This is a genomic window from Streptomyces sp. NPDC087270 (assembly GCF_044744625.1).
Classification (GTDB): Bacteria; Actinomycetota; Actinomycetes; order Streptomycetales; family Streptomycetaceae; genus Actinacidiphila.
Window position 1 is genome coordinate 109,434 of sequence record NZ_JBIUYR010000002.1, and the last position, 14,327, is coordinate 123,760.

The 14,327-nt window shown below is 71.0% G+C and carries 11 protein-coding genes; 2 read left to right on the forward strand and 9 right to left on the reverse strand.

Annotation, left to right across the window (positions count from 1 at the left end; translation table 11 throughout):
* Position 1: 1 nt before the first annotated feature.
* The 3 genes from ACIPAE_RS04025 to ACIPAE_RS04035 are packed head-to-tail and all read right to left on the reverse strand — an operon-like array spanning position 2 to position 4,706.
* Positions 2-844 carry an HAD family hydrolase gene (locus ACIPAE_RS04025; RefSeq protein ID WP_329369760.1) on the reverse strand — a complete coding sequence of 281 codons (843 nt, stop codon included), beginning with the start codon at positions 842-844 and terminating at the stop codon, positions 2-4.
* Between the two features lie 11 nt (positions 845-855).
* Positions 856-3,495 (reverse strand): phosphoribosyltransferase, encoded by a 2,640-nt coding sequence (locus ACIPAE_RS04030; RefSeq protein WP_402442769.1) that lies wholly within the window; start codon positions 3,493-3,495, stop codon positions 856-858.
* Between the two features lie 38 nt (positions 3,496-3,533).
* Entirely contained in the window at positions 3,534-4,706 is a 1,173-nt protein-coding gene (locus ACIPAE_RS04035) for an HpcH/HpaI aldolase/citrate lyase family protein (protein ID WP_402442771.1), read from the reverse strand.
* A gap of 241 nt (positions 4,707-4,947) precedes the next feature.
* On the opposite strand from ACIPAE_RS04035, the gene ACIPAE_RS04040 reads away from it, so the two are divergent.
* Positions 4,948-5,865 carry a TerD family protein gene (locus ACIPAE_RS04040; RefSeq protein ID WP_402442773.1) on the forward strand — a complete coding sequence of 306 codons (918 nt, stop codon included), beginning with the start codon at positions 4,948-4,950 and terminating at the stop codon, positions 5,863-5,865.
* A gap of 334 nt (positions 5,866-6,199) precedes the next feature.
* Here the strand turns inward: ACIPAE_RS04040 and ACIPAE_RS04045 are convergent, their stop codons facing one another.
* The 6 genes from ACIPAE_RS04045 to ACIPAE_RS04070 form a co-directional block, all read right to left on the reverse strand.
* Positions 6,200-6,931 (reverse strand): Tellurium resistance, encoded by a 732-nt coding sequence (locus ACIPAE_RS04045; RefSeq protein ID WP_329369753.1) that lies wholly within the window; start codon positions 6,929-6,931, stop codon positions 6,200-6,202.
* A gap of 105 nt (positions 6,932-7,036) precedes the next feature.
* The gene (locus ACIPAE_RS04050) at positions 7,037-8,230 is read right to left on the reverse strand and encodes a DUF475 domain-containing protein (RefSeq protein ID WP_329369751.1); all 1,194 of its coding nucleotides are present in this window, start codon (positions 8,228-8,230) and stop codon (positions 7,037-7,039) included.
* Between the two features lie 62 nt (positions 8,231-8,292).
* Positions 8,293-8,868: a TerD family protein gene (locus ACIPAE_RS04055; RefSeq protein ID WP_329369749.1), complete on the reverse strand. Its 576-nt coding sequence runs from the start codon at positions 8,866-8,868 to the stop codon at positions 8,293-8,295.
* 47 nt (positions 8,869-8,915) lie between these two features.
* Positions 8,916-9,491 carry a TerD family protein gene (locus ACIPAE_RS04060; RefSeq protein WP_103883544.1) on the reverse strand — a complete coding sequence of 192 codons (576 nt, stop codon included), beginning with the start codon at positions 9,489-9,491 and terminating at the stop codon, positions 8,916-8,918.
* A 102-nt stretch (positions 9,492-9,593) separates the two neighbouring features.
* On the reverse strand, positions 9,594-10,052 hold the full coding sequence (locus ACIPAE_RS04065; RefSeq protein WP_329369747.1) for a peroxiredoxin: 459 nt from the start codon (positions 10,050-10,052) through the stop codon (positions 9,594-9,596).
* A 150-nt stretch (positions 10,053-10,202) separates the two neighbouring features.
* Positions 10,203-10,643: a DUF3052 domain-containing protein gene (locus ACIPAE_RS04070; RefSeq protein ID WP_103883542.1), complete on the reverse strand. Its 441-nt coding sequence runs from the start codon at positions 10,641-10,643 to the stop codon at positions 10,203-10,205.
* Positions 10,644-11,092: 449 nt separating this feature from the next.
* On the opposite strand from ACIPAE_RS04070, the gene aceE reads away from it, so the two are divergent.
* Positions 11,093-13,840, forward strand: a complete 2,748-nt coding sequence (gene aceE, locus ACIPAE_RS04075) for a pyruvate dehydrogenase (acetyl-transferring), homodimeric type (protein WP_329369744.1) — start codon at positions 11,093-11,095, stop codon at positions 13,838-13,840.
* Positions 13,841-14,327 lie beyond the last annotated feature (487 nt).

Below are 14,327 nucleotides of genomic sequence, written 5' to 3' on the forward strand. Positions count from 1 at the left end.
GTCAGCCGTCGAGCCGTACGCCGGGACGGTCTTCGAGCCGGGCGAGGACGCGGTGGAGGATCTCCTCGCCCGCGGCCACTCCGGCGGACGCGAGCGCGGTGACGTGGGGAGCCGTCCACCCGGTGTCGGCGAGCTCGCCGTGCGCGGGGGTCCAGCCGGCGTCCGCGGCCAGCAGGAGGTCGGCGTCCAGGAGCGAGTCTCCGGCGGCGAGCACCTCGTGCGCACCGGTGCGCCGGACCACCTCCGCGAGGGCCGCGGACTTGCTGAGCGGCTTGGGCACGGCGTAGATCTTGCGTCCCTGGAGCGAGACGGTCCAGCCGCGGGTGTCGGCCCACCCGGCGAGTTCCTTGACCCAGCCGACGGGCAGCCGCTCCCGGTCGACCACGAGGTAGGCGAACAGCTCCTCGGCGATCCGCTCCTTGCGCAGCCACTCCGGGTCCGCGGTGGCGGCCAGGTGCGCCCGCACCTCGGCCAGCGGCGCGCAGCCGTCGGCGAGCCTGCGCCGCATCTCGTCGTGCCAGTCGTGGTCGGTGCGCCCGTCGACCAGCAGGTGCCCGCCGTTCGCGCAGATCGCGTAACGCGGCACCCGCCCGGGCAACTTGATCCGGCGGTACTGCTTGCGGGTGCGGGTGGTGGCGGGCACGAACCGCGCGGTGTCGGCGAGTTCGACCAGCAGCCGCCCGGCGGCCTCGGTGAGGTAGGACAGCGGCCTGGCCTCGTGGACCTCGACGCACAGCAGCCGCGGGGCCTGCTCGTCCGGCATGGTCAGGCCCAGCGCGGCGGCGGAGTAGACCAGGGTGCGGTCGAGGTCGCTGGCGACCACGGTCCGGTGGTGCGTGGGCATCGGTGCGCGGCTCACTTCGCGGCCACCGCCTTGCCGTCCACACCGGTCGCGCCGCGCGTGAAGCGCGGGTGGATCAGGCCGACGCAGGAGTACGGCAGGTCGTCCACCTCCTCGACGGGTACGCCGCGTTGCGCGGCGAGCAGCCTGACGTGGTCCAGGTCGGCGCCCACCCCGCGCTTGGCGAGGATCTTCCACGGCACCCGGCGCAGCAGCACCCGGGTGGTCTCGCCGACGCCGGGCTTGACCAGGTTGACGTCCCCGATGCCGTACTCCTCGCTGATCCGCTCCACCGCGGCCCAGCCCGCCCAGGTCGGCGAACGGTCCTGCCCGCGCAGCGACTTGACGTCGGCGGCGACCGGGTCGGCGACCGAGTCGAAGCCGGCGGCGACGGTGTCGAGGAAGTACCCGGAGACGTCGGCGCCGAGCAGGTCGCGGTAGAACTTCGCGCCGTGGAAGTCGTGCGGTCCGATCAGCCCCTCGCGCAGCACGGTGCGGGAGATCAGCCCGGAGACGGTGGAGTTGAGGCACGCGGAGGGGATCAGGAAGTCGTCGCGGGTGCCGTAGGTGCGTACGCAGCCGCCCGGGTCGGCGAGGACCGCGATCTCCGGGTCGAATCCCGGCTTCCCCGAACCCGAAGCCGAACCCGAACCGGAACCCGAAGCCCCGCCCGAGCCCTGCTCCGACGCCTGCGCTTCGGCGAACTCGGCCACGGCCGCGGCCAGTTCGCGGGTGATCGCGCCCTTCCCGGTCCAGCCGTCGACGAACACCACGTCGGCCGGGTCGTGGTGGGCGGCCAGCCAGCGCAGCGCGTTGGCGTCGATGCCGCGGCCACGGACGATGGAGACCGCGTAGTGCGGCAGCCGCAGCCCGTGCGCGTGCTCGGCCCAGCGGCGCATCAGCACGCCGACGGGGGTGCCGGCGCGGGCGAGCGATACCAGGACGGCGTCCGGTCCGCGCTCGGCCAGCACCAGTTCGGTGACGGTGCCGACCGCACGGGCGATCCGCCGCGCCGAGCCGTCCAGCGCCGAGCGGAACAACTCCTGGTACTCCGGGGTGGGTTGGTACTCCACCGGCAGCGACTCGGCGTAGTGCGCGCCGCCGCTCTGGATGGCCTCCTCGCGCTCCTCGGTGGGCGCCTCCAACTCGACGTCGGAGAGGTCCTTGAGCAGCCAGCCCACCTCGTCGGGCGCGTAGGAGGAGAACTCCGGCCCCCGCAGCGGCTCGGCCAGGCCGGACGACCCGGCCGGACCGCGGGACTCGGCCGGGGCCTCGGGGGTCTGCGGGGCCCGCGCGGTCGCACCGCTCGGGCTGTTCGTCGGGCTCATCGCGTGCGTGCTTCCGTTCGGTCGGTAGGACGGCACCACCGCGAGCAGTACCGAGTCGGTGGCGGCGGCCAGCCGGTCCAGCAGCCCGCCGGGCGCGTGCAGGGCGGCGGTGTCCCCGGTCGAGTCCACCACGCACACCACCGCGTCGAACCCGCGCACGTTGTACGCGAACCGGTCCGTGCTGCCCTCGTCGGTCGGGTCGTCGTGTGCGGGGAACGCGATCCGGTGCCGTATGGCGTACCCGGGGTCGTCGACGGCCAGTACCGGGGAGCGGGTGGTGGTGGAGTACCGGACGGCGGCCGGGGCGCTCCCGGGCGCCGAGGCGCGCGCCCGGGCCTCCAGGGTGCCCTGGAGCGCCTTGGCCAGCCGCAGGGGCGCGTACATCAGCTCCTCGTTGCCGAGGACGAGGACGCGGCCGGCGGACGGCGGCAGGGCGTCGGCGAGCCGGCCGCCCATCGCGGGCAGCGCCTCCGCCAGCCGCATGGCGTGCCCGGGCAGGAAGCCGTGCCGACCCCCGTCGGGCACCTCCTCGGGCCACTCCAGCTCCACCCGGCGTACGCGCCCGGCGGAGGCGGGGCCGCCGGCCGCCGGGGGGACGGCGACGGACGCCTCGTCCGCCGCGTGGTGCGCGGCCACCAGCGCCTGGCCCCTGCCGAGCACCCCGTCCGGGAGGCCGACCGTCCCCGTGGCCAGGGCGATCACGTCGATGCGCGCGGGCAGTTCGGCGGCGAAGGCGTCCAGCGCGTCGCGGTCGGCGGGCGCGCGCATGTCGGTGAGCGCCACGACGACGTAGTGCTCGCGCGGGTGGAGGGCGTGCAGGGCCGCGATGGTGTTGCGGATGGTGCGGCCGGTGGAGAACTCGTCGTCGACCAGCACGAGCGGGCCGGGCCGGGTCAGCAGCCCGGGCTCCTCCGGCAGCAGCAGGTGAGAGGTGGCGTGGCTGTGCTCCTCCTCGAAACCGCCGTGCGGGGTGACGCCGGGCACCGCGCGGCGGGTGGAGTGCAGGTAAGGCGCGAAGCCGATGCCGTCGGCGACCGCGTGGCCGAGCCCGGTGGCGGTCTCGGCGTATCCGAGCACGACCGCGTTCCGCGCGTCGGCCGCGCCCAGCAGGTCCCGTACCCGCAGGCCGAGCGCGAAGGCGCACCCGTAGACCGTGCCGGGGTCCTGCGGGACGTGCTTGCCGAGCACCTGGGAGACGAGCAGATGGGCCCGCTTGGGGTTGCGCCGCAGCGCCAGGCCGACCAGGTCGGCGAGGCCGTCGCCGTGCAGGGTGACGCCGAGGCGGTCGGCGACCCACTGCCCGGTCCAGGGCGCGTTCGTTGGCATCAGGCGGGTGTCCTTACGTACGGATGGGTGGGCACCGGTCAGGAGGAGGGCAGGCTCGCGGCGAGCAGTTCCACGAAGCCGACGTCCTCGCGGGCGACACCGAAGACCTCGGCGCGGCGCAGGGTGCGTTCGGCCCAGGCGCGGTGCGGCTTCACCTCGTTCATCTTGTTGGTGTAGGCGGAGCGGAGCACCCCGCCGCCGCTGCGGTCCTGGTGCAGGATGTCGGCGGCGTCGCAGAACTCCTCGTGGGTGACGACGCTCAGCGCGTTGACGACCGGCACATGGCTGGGGTGGATGCAGGTCTTGCCCTGCAGGCCGTTGGCCCGGTCCAGCTCGATCTCGCGCAGCAGGCCGTCCATGTCCTGCTCGATGAGGGCCTCGCGCAGGTCCTCGGCCTCGGGGGTGAACGGGCTGCGGCGCAGCTGGGGCTTGAACATCCGCTCGTGGTGCCGGAAGTACTCCCACACCGGGCCGGTGACGACGAAGCCGCTGCCGTCCGCGCGGCCGAGCACGTTGACCACGTCGGCGATGACGGAGGCGACGATCTGCACGTCGTACGCGGTCATCGCGGGCGCCCGGCGCAGGCCGTAGGAGGAGCAGAAGTCGGTGACGCCAAGGCGCAGGGCGAGCACCCGGTCGCGGTACTTGTCGACGGTGCGGGATATCCCGTAGAGCGTCTCCACCCGGCTCTCCAGGTGCAGCAGCTCCGGGGACTCCAGCACCGGCATCGCGAACAGCCGATGCCCCGAGGCGCTTTCCGCGTTGCCGACCGCTTCGAGGAAGGGGACGCCGCTCTCCTCGGTGAACTTGGGCAGCACGAATCCGGACAGCAGCCGTACGGTGTCGCCGAGCCGGTGCACCAGATCGGTGATCTGGGCCGGGGTGCGGACCCGGATGAACAGCAGCGGGAGCGCCTGCTCGGCGCCGGGCCGGGCGGCCAGATCCGCGAACTGCCGGACCAGGTTCGCCTCGCCCGCCTCGACGTCGCGGTCGTCGATGGAGTCCTCCAGGCACAGCACCATGGAGACCACGCCGCGGGCGGCCTGCTTGAGCACGTCGTCGGCGAGGCGCGGCCGGGTGGCCGGGCTGTAGAGCGTGGCACCGAGGGCGGTCGCGAGGACGCGCGCGGGTGAGCCGGAGGTGAACTCCTGAGGTTCCCGGTGGAAGAGCTCACCCCTGAGGTCTGACGCAAGATGTCCGAAGTGTCGCATACGCCCCCTTTCAGAGTCGCAGCCGCGAGAGAAGGCGTCAATCGCGTGGCCGATTATCGTACGTGTGCCCGTGTCGCAAAGGTTCCCGCAGCGCGTGACAAACAGGTAACCGGCTCCGGTCGGCCAGGTGTCCGTCCCCGCGCGTCACCCGCACCGCACGCGCGGCCGGAGCGGACCCCCGCACCCGGCCCGCCGTCCGCGGCGTTGTGGGCCGCCCCGCAGGACGGGCAGGATGGCAGTCATGACGCACGTGATGGTGAAGGGCTCGAACATCCCGCTGGACGCCTCGGGCATCCGGGCGGTGCTCCGCTGGAGCCCGGCGCCGACCGCTCCCGACGTGGACGCCTCCGTGCTGCTGCTCGGCGCCGACGGCCGGGTGCGCTCGGACGCCGACTTCGTCTTCTACAACGCCCCCCGGCACCCCTCGGGCCTTGCCCGGCACCTGCCGAAGCAGCGCGTCTCCGACGGCTTCACCGACACCGTGGAGGTCGATCTGGCCGCGCTCGACCCGGGCGTGGACCGGGTGGTGGTCGCCGCGTCCTGCGACGGCGGGCCGTTCCGGCTGGTGCCCGACCTGGTGCTCGCCCTCTTCGACGCGGCCGGCCCGCAGCACGCCGCCCCGCTGGTCACCTTCGACGTGGTGCCCGACACCGGCCAGGAAAGCGCGCTGATCTGCGGCGAGTTGTACCGCAAGGACGCCGGCTGGAAGTTCCGCGCGCTCGGCCAGGGATACGCCACCGGCCTGGTCGGCCTCGCCACGGAATACGGCATCGCGGTCGACGACGGCGACTCCGAGGAGCCCGCCCAGGGCGCCACCGCCGCCGCGGGCCCCACCGCCGCCATGCCCGGCCCCGCACCCACCGGCGGCTACACCGCGGCCGCAGGACCCACCGTGTCCGCCCCCGAACCCCCCGGCGCCTACGGCTACCCCCTCCCGGCCCCGTACCCCTCCCACGTCCCCGCCCAGCCCGCCTACGGCTACCCCCAGCCCGTCGCCGCCACCATCCCTCCCCCGCCCCCTCAGCAACCCGTAGTCCACCAACAGCCCCAACAGGCCTACCCGGCCTACGGCTACCCCCAGCCCGTCGCCACCAACGCCCTCCCCCCCGACGGCCACTTCACCCTCCCCCCGCAGGGCCCCCAGTTCCAATCCGCCTGACCGCTCGGGACCAGGCGAAGCCCAGGGCAGAACAGCGCGAGCAACTCCCCTGTCGGGTAGCCCACAGCCGAAACACCACCCAAGCCAGGACAGCTTCTTCTCAAGGAAGAGCCGCCGCATACCCAGGGGCGCGGGGAACTGCGCGACAAGCCCCCCACCGACAGGTGATCCCCAAACAACAACAACCACCCCCGACAGGGGAGCTTCCTTTCAGGGAGTTCCCGCAACTGACCCAGGGGCGCGGGGAACGGCGCGAGAACCCCCCACCGACAGGTGGTCCCGGAACCGACAGCACCACCCACCCCGGAGGGTCCGCCCAGCCCCACCGCCAGGGTCACACCTTGGACTTGTACCCCCGACCCCACTGCAGCCCCCACCCGTAGAGCCGGTCGATCTCCGCCTGGAAGCCGTAGACGTACTTCACCTCGCGGTGGACGACCATCTCGTCCTTGCGGTTCTCGATCAGCACCACCGCGCAGGACCGCGCCTGCGGCTCCCGCTCGGTGAGCGGGATCTCGATCCGCGGCCCGGACCCGGGAAAGATCTCCACCTTCGCGTGCGTGCGGTCGAACGCCGGCGTGCCGTCGTAGATGTACACGAACACCAGCAGGCGCTTGAACTCCTCGCGCTTGTCGAAGTTGATGTACAGCGTCTCGCCCGAGGTGCCGCCGAACCGGTCGTCGCCTGTCATCTGGATGTACGGCGGCGCGTCCAGGTCACCGTGGAAGTCGCCGAGCGGCTGGACCACCCCCTTGGTGCCGTCCGCGAGTTCGTACATGCACGCCAGGTCCAGGTCGACGTTGACCATCGCCGGGCCGGCCGCCTGGACCACACGTGGCTTGAACACGTCGATCTGGCGGCGCAGGAAACTGCCCCGATCCGTCACCCAGTCCCCGGAGTCGGTCGGCCGCATCTGCCAGGACAGGTTCACCCGCATGTTGCCGACCGCGGCACCGTGTTTCGTCAGCGACAGCTCGGGCCGCCGCTTGGTGAGTTCCACGCTGTGCGTGTTCGTCACGTCGAACTGGTCCGGGCCGTTGGGCCGCAGGAACCGCCACCAGGCCATTGTCGTCCGTCCTCCCCTGTCGCTCAGCACCGCAGCCACCCGCCGCACGGACGCGCCGCTGCCCCCGCCGGACGGCGGGGGCAGCGGCGCGTGCGCGGCCGGGGGTCACACCCCGGACGAGACTTCCGCCTTGTCGTCGTCCGACTGACCAGAGCCTTCCCCGAGACGGCGGTTGCGTACCACCGACGACCAGTAGGACGCCGCGATCAGGACAACGCCGACCAGGCCGGTGATGACCTCGCTGACGTCGTACTTGATCGTGATGAGCAGGATGACCGCCAGCGCGCCGATCGCGTAGTGCGCGCCGTGCTCCAGGTAGACGTAGTCGTCCAGGGTGCCCTTGCGGACCAGGTAGACGGTGAGCGACCGGATGTACATCGCGCCGATGCCCAGACCCAGGGCGATCTCGAAGATGTCGTTGCTGATCGCGAAGGCACCGATGACGCCGTCGAAGGAGAACGACGCGTCGATGACTTCCAGGTACAGGAACATGAAGAACGCGGCCTTGCCGGCCAGACCGACCGTCCGGGCCACGTTGGCGCCGCTGGTGGCCGCGGGGACCTTGGCGCCCAGCGAGGGTTCCTCGACGGCCTTGGGGCCCTCGCCGTCCTCGTCGCCGTCCTCGTCCTCGTCGTCCTCCAGCCGCTCCTCGAAGAAGCCGGAGATGCCGCCGACCACCAGGTAGGTGATCAGACCGGCGACACCCGCCAGCAGGACCGTCTCGGCCTTGTCGACCGTGCCGTGCCCGCCGTGCAGCGGCACCGAGTCCGCGACCGTGGTGCCCGCGATGACCAGGACGATCATCGCCACCGCCACCGACAGCATGTCCAGCTTGCCGAGCTTGGCCAGCGGCTTCTCCAGCCAGGACAGCCAGTTGATGTCCCGCTCCTCGAAGATGAAGTCGAGGAAGATCATCAGCAGGAACATGCCGCCGAAGGCGGCGATCGCCGGGTGGGCGTTGGAGACGAGGTTCTCGTAGCGGTCGTGGTCGTTGACCGCGATCCGGACCGCTTCCCACGGGCTGAGCTTCGCGGTGACGGCCACGATGATGATCGGGAAGACCAACCGCATGCCGAAGACCGCGATCAGCACACCGATGGTGAGGAAGATCTTCTGCCAGAACGCGTTCAGCTTGCGGACGATGCCCGCGTTGATGACCGCGTTGTCGAAGGAGAGCGAGATCTCGAGGATGGACAGGATCGCCACGATGGCGAGCCCTTTGCCTCCCCAGAGGATGCCGGCCAGGGCCAGGCCGGCGGCAGTGATGCCGAGTGACCAGCCGAATGTTCTGAGGAGCACGTGCTTCCCACCCAATCCCTTGTGATCCCTTGAGCCAAGGGTCCCCCGCGCGGTGCGCGGCTTTACGAAACGTTGACCCCGAAGTCTAGGGCGATACCGCGCAGCCCCGAGGCATACCCCTGGCCTACTGCACGGAACTTCCACTCGCCGCCGTACCGGTACAGCTCGCCGAAGATCATCGCCGTCTCGGTCGAGGCGTCCTCGGTGAGGTCGTAGCGGGCCAGTTCGACGCCGTCGGACTGGTTGAGCACGCGGATGTAGGCGTCGCTGACCTGCCCGAAGGTCTGCACCCGGGCGTCGGCGTCGTAGATCGAGACGGGGAAGACGACCTTGTCGACGGTGGCCGGCACCTTCGTCAGGTCGACCAGGATCGTCTCGTCGTCACCGCCGCTGCCGCCGGTGAGGTCGTCGCCGGTGTGCTCGACGGAGCCCTCCGGGCTCTTCAGATTGTTGTAGAAGACGAAGTACTCGTCCCCCAGCACCCGGCCGCCGGAGCACAGCAGCGCGCTGGCGTCCAGGTCGAAGTCGGCACCGGTGGTCGAACGGGCCCTCCAGCCGAGGCCGATCTGCACCTGGGTGAGATTCGGCGCGGCCTTGGACAGGGAGACGTTGCCCCCCTTGGCGAGCGTGACGCCCATCGTGGTCCTTTCCCCCTCAAACGTGGTGGTGGGCAGCGTGCCGGCGGTCAGACGTTGACGCCGAAGTCCTGGGCGATGCCGCGCAGGCCCGAGGCGTATCCCTGGCCGATCGCGCGGAACTTCCACTCCGCGCCGTGCCGGTACAGCTCGCCGAAGACCATCGCCGTCTCGGTCGAGGCGTCCTCGGTGAGGTCGTAACGGGCCAGTTCGGCGCCGTCCGCCGCGTTGACCACGCGGATGTAGGCGTTGCGCACCTGGCCGAAGCTCTGCTGGCGCGGCTCGGCGTCGTAGATGGACACCGGGAAGACGATCTTCGCCACGTTCGCCGGCACAGTGGCCAGGCTGACGTTGATCACCTCGTCGTCGCCCTCGCCCTCACCGGTGAGGTTGTCGCCGGTGTGCTCGACCGAGCCGTCCGGGCTCTTGAGGTTGTTGAAGAAGACGAAGTGCTGGTCGGAAAGGACCTTGCCCTGCTCGTCGGTGAGCAGCGCACTCGCGTCGAGGTCGAAGTCGCTGCCGGTGGTGGTGCGGGCGTCCCAGCCCAGACCGACGACGACCGCCGTGAGGTTCGGCGCCTCCTTGGTCAGCGAGACGTTGCCACCCTTGCTGAGGCTGACTCCCACGAGTCCTCCTGTCGGTTTCCCCGCCCGTCGGTGCGGTGTGGGTCGTTGTGTGCTGCGCTTGCTGGATCAACGTCCAGAGCTTAGTGACCCGTTCCCGATTGGCTACAGCGCGGACAGCGCTTTCGCGTACTGGCCGAGATCACGCGCGTCCGGCAGGCCGTTCACCACGGTCCACCGCACCAGACCCTGCCGGTCGATCACGAAAGTGCCGCGCAGCGCGCAGCCCTTCTCCTCGGCGAAGACGCCGTAGGCGCGGGAAACCGTTCCATGCGGCCAGAAGTCGCTCAGCAGCGGGAAGTCCAGGCCCTCGGCGTCGGAGAAGGCGCGCAGTGCGTGCATGGAGTCGCAGGACACCGCGAGCACCTGGTTGTGCTCGTTCTGGAACGAGGCCAACTCGTTCTGGATCGCCTGGAGTTCGCCCGAGCACACGCTGGTGAAGGCGAACGGGAAGAAGATCAGCAGGACGTTCTTGACGCCCCGGAAGTCGTCCAGGGCGACGGTGCGGCCGTGCTGGTCCCTCAGCCGCAGATCAGGTGCGGGTCCGCCCGCGTCGATCGGCATGAAAACGGCTCCCTGCGCCAAGCGGACATGAGGTTCCCCCCGCCCCGGGTGCGGCCGTGCCTACCCGGGGCGCGGGGAACCGCGCGACAAGCCACGGCGACGGCGCGGCCGGAAACGGACCGCGACCCACTACGGCGCGGTCCGTACCGCCTACCGCTTGCCGGCTTTGGCCGCCTTCGGGGTCACCAGACGGCTGCCCGTCCAGTCCTTCGCCGCGTTGACACTGCTGGTCTGGGCCAGGCCGGCAGTCTGCGCCGCTTCACCGATCTCGCTCGGCTCCACGTGGCCGTCACGCCCGGTCTTCGGGGTCATGAGCCAGATCGGGGCGCCGGGGTCGATCGTCGACGTGGCGTCGACGAGCGCGTCGGTGAGGTCGCCGTCGTCCTCGCGGAACCACAGCAGGACGGCGTCGGGCACGTCGTCGTACTCCTCGTCGGCGAGCTCCTCACCCGTGAGCTCCTCGATCCCCTCACGGAGCTCCTGGTCGCAATCCTCGTCGTACCCGAGCTCCTGGACCACCTGTCCGGGCTCGAAACCAAGCCGGCTCGCCGGGTTGGTCCGCTCCTCCGCGTGGTCCGCGGTCGCGCTCACGCTTTGCCTCCTGTCATGGGCACAGATTTCGTGCGGGTCTTCATGGTCTGTATGTGCCCGCGACGGTGCGAGCTTATTGGCGGTAGTCCACACGGGCGGGGCGGATCGCGCAAGTACCCGCCGTACGAGACCGTCGAAACGGTGACGATTCGACCGTCTTCATGGCAAGTTCCCCGCTTCACCGCCGCCCTGCGCACTCTCCCATGGTGACGCAGATCACGGACATCTGCCGGGGTTGCCCGTTTTGCAGAGTGTTGGCACCGCGAGTCGGTCGTACGTCCGACTGGGCGTAGAGTTCGGATTTGGCCGCCCACCTGGGGTTACCGCCCGGTAGAGATGACGTATCGAACGGCCTCGGTACACGATGGACGCGGCGCGTGCCGCCGTCGGCGGCCACTCCATCACGTCCAGAGACATCCCGTAGCAGTCCTAGTGAGCGAAGGAACAGCGTGGCTTCCGGATCAGATCGCAACCCGATCATCATTGGCGGCCTTCCCAGCCAGGTCCCGGATTTCGATCCCGAGGAGACGGCGGAATGGCTCGACTCGCTCGACGCGGCCATCGACGAGCGGGGCCGGGAGCGCGCCCGCTACCTGATGCTCCGCCTGATCGAACGGGCCCGCGAGAAGCGTGTCGCGGTCCCCGAGATGCGCAGCAGCGACTACGTCAACACCATCGCCACCAAGGACGAGCCGTTCTTCCCCGGCAACGAGGAGATCGAACGCAAGATCCTCAACGCCACCCGGTGGAACGCCGCGGTGATGGTCTCGCGCGCCCAGCGCCCCGGCATCGGGGTCGGCGGCCACATCGCGACCTTCGCCTCCTCGGCGTCGCTGTACGACGTGGGCTTCAACCACTTCTTCCGCGGCAAGGACGACGGCCTCGGCGGTGACCAGGTCTTCTTCCAGGGCCACGCCTCGCCGGGCATCTACGCGCGCGCGTTCCTGCTCGACCGGCTCACCGAGGCGCAGCTCGACGCGTTCCGGCAGGAGAAGTCGAAGGCCCCCGACGGCCTGTCCAGCTACCCGCACCCGCGGCTGATGCCGGACTTCTGGGAGTTCCCGACCGTGTCCATGGGCCTCGGCCCGCTCGGCGCGATCTACCAGGCCCGGATGAACCGCTACATGGAGGCGCGCGGCATCGCCGACACCTCCAAGTCGCACGTGTGGGCGTTCCTCGGCGACGGCGAGATGGACGAGCCGGAGTCGCTGGGCCAGCTGTCCATCGCCGCCCGCGAGGGCCTGGACAACCTGACCTTCGTGGTCAACTGCAACCTCCAGCGGCTCGACGGCCCGGTGCGCGGCAACGGCAAGATCATCCAGGAGCTGGAGTCGCAGTTCCGCGGCGCCGGCTGGAACGTCATCAAGCTGGTCTGGGACCGCTCCTGGGACCCGCTGCTGGCCCAGGACCGCGACGGCCTGCTGGTCAACAAGATGAACACCACCCCGGACGGCCAGTTCCAGACGTACGCCACCGAGACCGGCGCGTACATCCGCGAGCACTTCTTCGGCAGTGACCAGCGGCTGCGCAAGATGGTCGAGGACCTCACCGACGAGCAGATCCTGCACCTCGGGCGCGGCGGGCACGACCACCGCAAGGTCTTCGCCGCCTACACCGCGGCCCTGGCGCACAAGGGCCAGCCGACCGTGATCCTCGCCCAGACCATCAAGGGCTGGACGCTGGGCCCGAACTTCGAGGGCCGCAACGCGACCCACCAGATGAAGAAGCTCACCGTCGACGACCTCAAGCGCTTCCGGGACCGGCTGCACCTGCCGATCACCGACCAGCGGCTCGACGAGGGCTACCCGCCGTACTACCACCCCGGCCGGGACTCCGAGGAGATCCAGTACATGCACGACCACCGCAAGGCGTGCGGTGGCTACGTACCGACCCGGATCGTCCGCGCCAAGCCGCTGACGCTGCCGGAGGACAAGGTGTACGCGGCGGCGAGGAAGGGCTCCGGCCAGCAGTCGATCGCCACCACGATGGCGTTCGTCCGCATCCTGAAGGACCTGATGCGGGACAAGGAGATCGGCAAGCGGTTCGTGCTGATCGCCCCGGACGAGTACCGCACCTTCGGCATGGACGCGTTCTTCCCGAGCGCGAAGATCTACAACCCGCTCGGCCAGCAGTACGAGTCGGTCGACCGCGAACTGCTGCTCGCCTACAAGGAGTCGCCGACCGGCCAGATGCTGCACGACGGCATCTCCGAGGCGGGCTGCACCGCCTCGCTGATCGCCGCGGGCTCGGCGTACGCCACCCACGGCGAGCCGCTGATCCCGGTCTACGTCTTCTACTCGATGTTCGGTTTCCAGCGCACCGGCGACCAGTTCTGGCAGATGGCCGACCAGCTCGCGCGCGGCTTCGTGCTCGGCGCGACGGCCGGCCGGACCACCCTGACGGGTGAAGGTCTCCAGCACGCCGACGGCCACTCCCAGCTGCTGGCCTCGACCAACCCGGCCTGCGTCGCCTACGACCCCGCGTACGGCTTCGAGATCGCGCACATCGTCAAGGACGGCCTGCGCAGGATGTACGGCGAGACCGCGGACGGCAAGCCCGGCGAGGACGTCTTCTACTACCTCACGGTCTACAACGAGCCGATCCAGCACCCGGCCGAGCCCGCCGACGTGGACGTCGAGGGCATCCTCAAGGGCGTGCACCGGTTCCAGCCGGGCAGCGCCGGCGAGATCCCGGCGCAGATCCTCGCGTCCGGTGTGGCGGTGCCGTGGGCGCTGGAGGCCCAGCGCATCCTCGCGGAGGAGTGGAACGTGCGCGCCGACGTCTGGTCGGCCACCTCCTGGAACGAGCTGCGCCGCGAGGCCGTGGCGGTCGAGGAGCACAACCTGCTGCACCCCGAGGAGGAGCAGCGGGTGCCGTGGGTGACCCGCAAGCTGTCCGGGGCGCAGGGGCCGTTCGTGGCCGTGTCGGACTGGATGAGGTCGGTGCCGGACCAGATCGCCCGCTGGGTGCCGGGGCGGTACACCTCGCTCGGCGCGGACGGTTTCGGCTTCGCCGACACGCGGGGGGCGGCGCGCCGCTTCTTCCACATCGACGCGCAGTCGGTGGTGCTGGCGGTGCTCACTGAGCTGGCTGCCGACGGGAAGGTCGATCGCTCTGCGCTCAAGCAGGCGGTGGACCGCTACCAGCTGCTGGACGCCTCCGCGGCTCACCCGGGCGCGGCGGGCGGCGACGCGTAGCGCTGCGCTCCGCGGTCAGCGAGACCACGGGTGGGCCCGCACCGGTTTTTCCGGGGCGGGCCCGCCGTGCGTTCGGGGGGTGACGGGACCGCCCGGGCGGGGGTGTTCTGTCCGTCCCCGGACCACCTGCCGGTGGGGGGTTCTCGCGCAGTTCCCCGCGCCCCTGAAAAGACCCGCCCGGGCGGGGGTGTTCTGTCCGTCCCCGGACCACCCGCCGGTGGGGGGCTTGTCGCGCAGTTCCCCGCGCCCCTGAAAAGACCCGCCCGGGCAGGGGTGTTCCGTCCGTCCCCGGACCACCCGCCCCGCGCCCCCGAAAAGACCCGGCCGGGCAGGGGTGTTCTGTCCGTCCCCGGACCACCTGCCCCGCGCCCCCGAAAAGACCCGCCCGGGCGGGGGTGCCCGCGGCGGGGCCCAGGGGGAGCACTTCGGGTGCCGGTGGGCGGGGTGGGCGGGCGCGGCGGCGGGGTGAGGGGTGGGGGGTGCCGTA

Bases quoted from the DNA above. Each gene is read 5' to 3' on its own strand.
- ACIPAE_RS04025 (WP_329369760.1), bottom strand. From the start codon at position 844: ATGCCCACGCACCACCGGACCGTGGTCGCCAGCGACCTCGACCGCACC.
- ACIPAE_RS04030 (WP_402442769.1), bottom strand. From the start codon at position 3,495: ATGCCAACGAACGCGCCCTGGACCGGGCAGTGGGTCGCCGACCGCCTC.
- ACIPAE_RS04035 (WP_402442771.1), bottom strand. From the start codon at position 4,706: ATGCGACACTTCGGACATCTTGCGTCAGACCTCAGGGGTGAGCTCTTC.
- ACIPAE_RS04040 (WP_402442773.1), top strand. From the start codon at position 4,948: ATGACGCACGTGATGGTGAAGGGCTCGAACATCCCGCTGGACGCCTCG.
- ACIPAE_RS04045 (WP_329369753.1), bottom strand. From the start codon at position 6,931: ATGGCCTGGTGGCGGTTCCTGCGGCCCAACGGCCCGGACCAGTTCGAC.
- ACIPAE_RS04055 (WP_329369749.1), bottom strand. From the start codon at position 8,868: ATGGGCGTCACGCTCGCCAAGGGGGGCAACGTCTCCCTGTCCAAGGCC.
- ACIPAE_RS04065 (WP_329369747.1), bottom strand. From the start codon at position 10,052: ATGCCGATCGACGCGGGCGGACCCGCACCTGATCTGCGGCTGAGGGAC.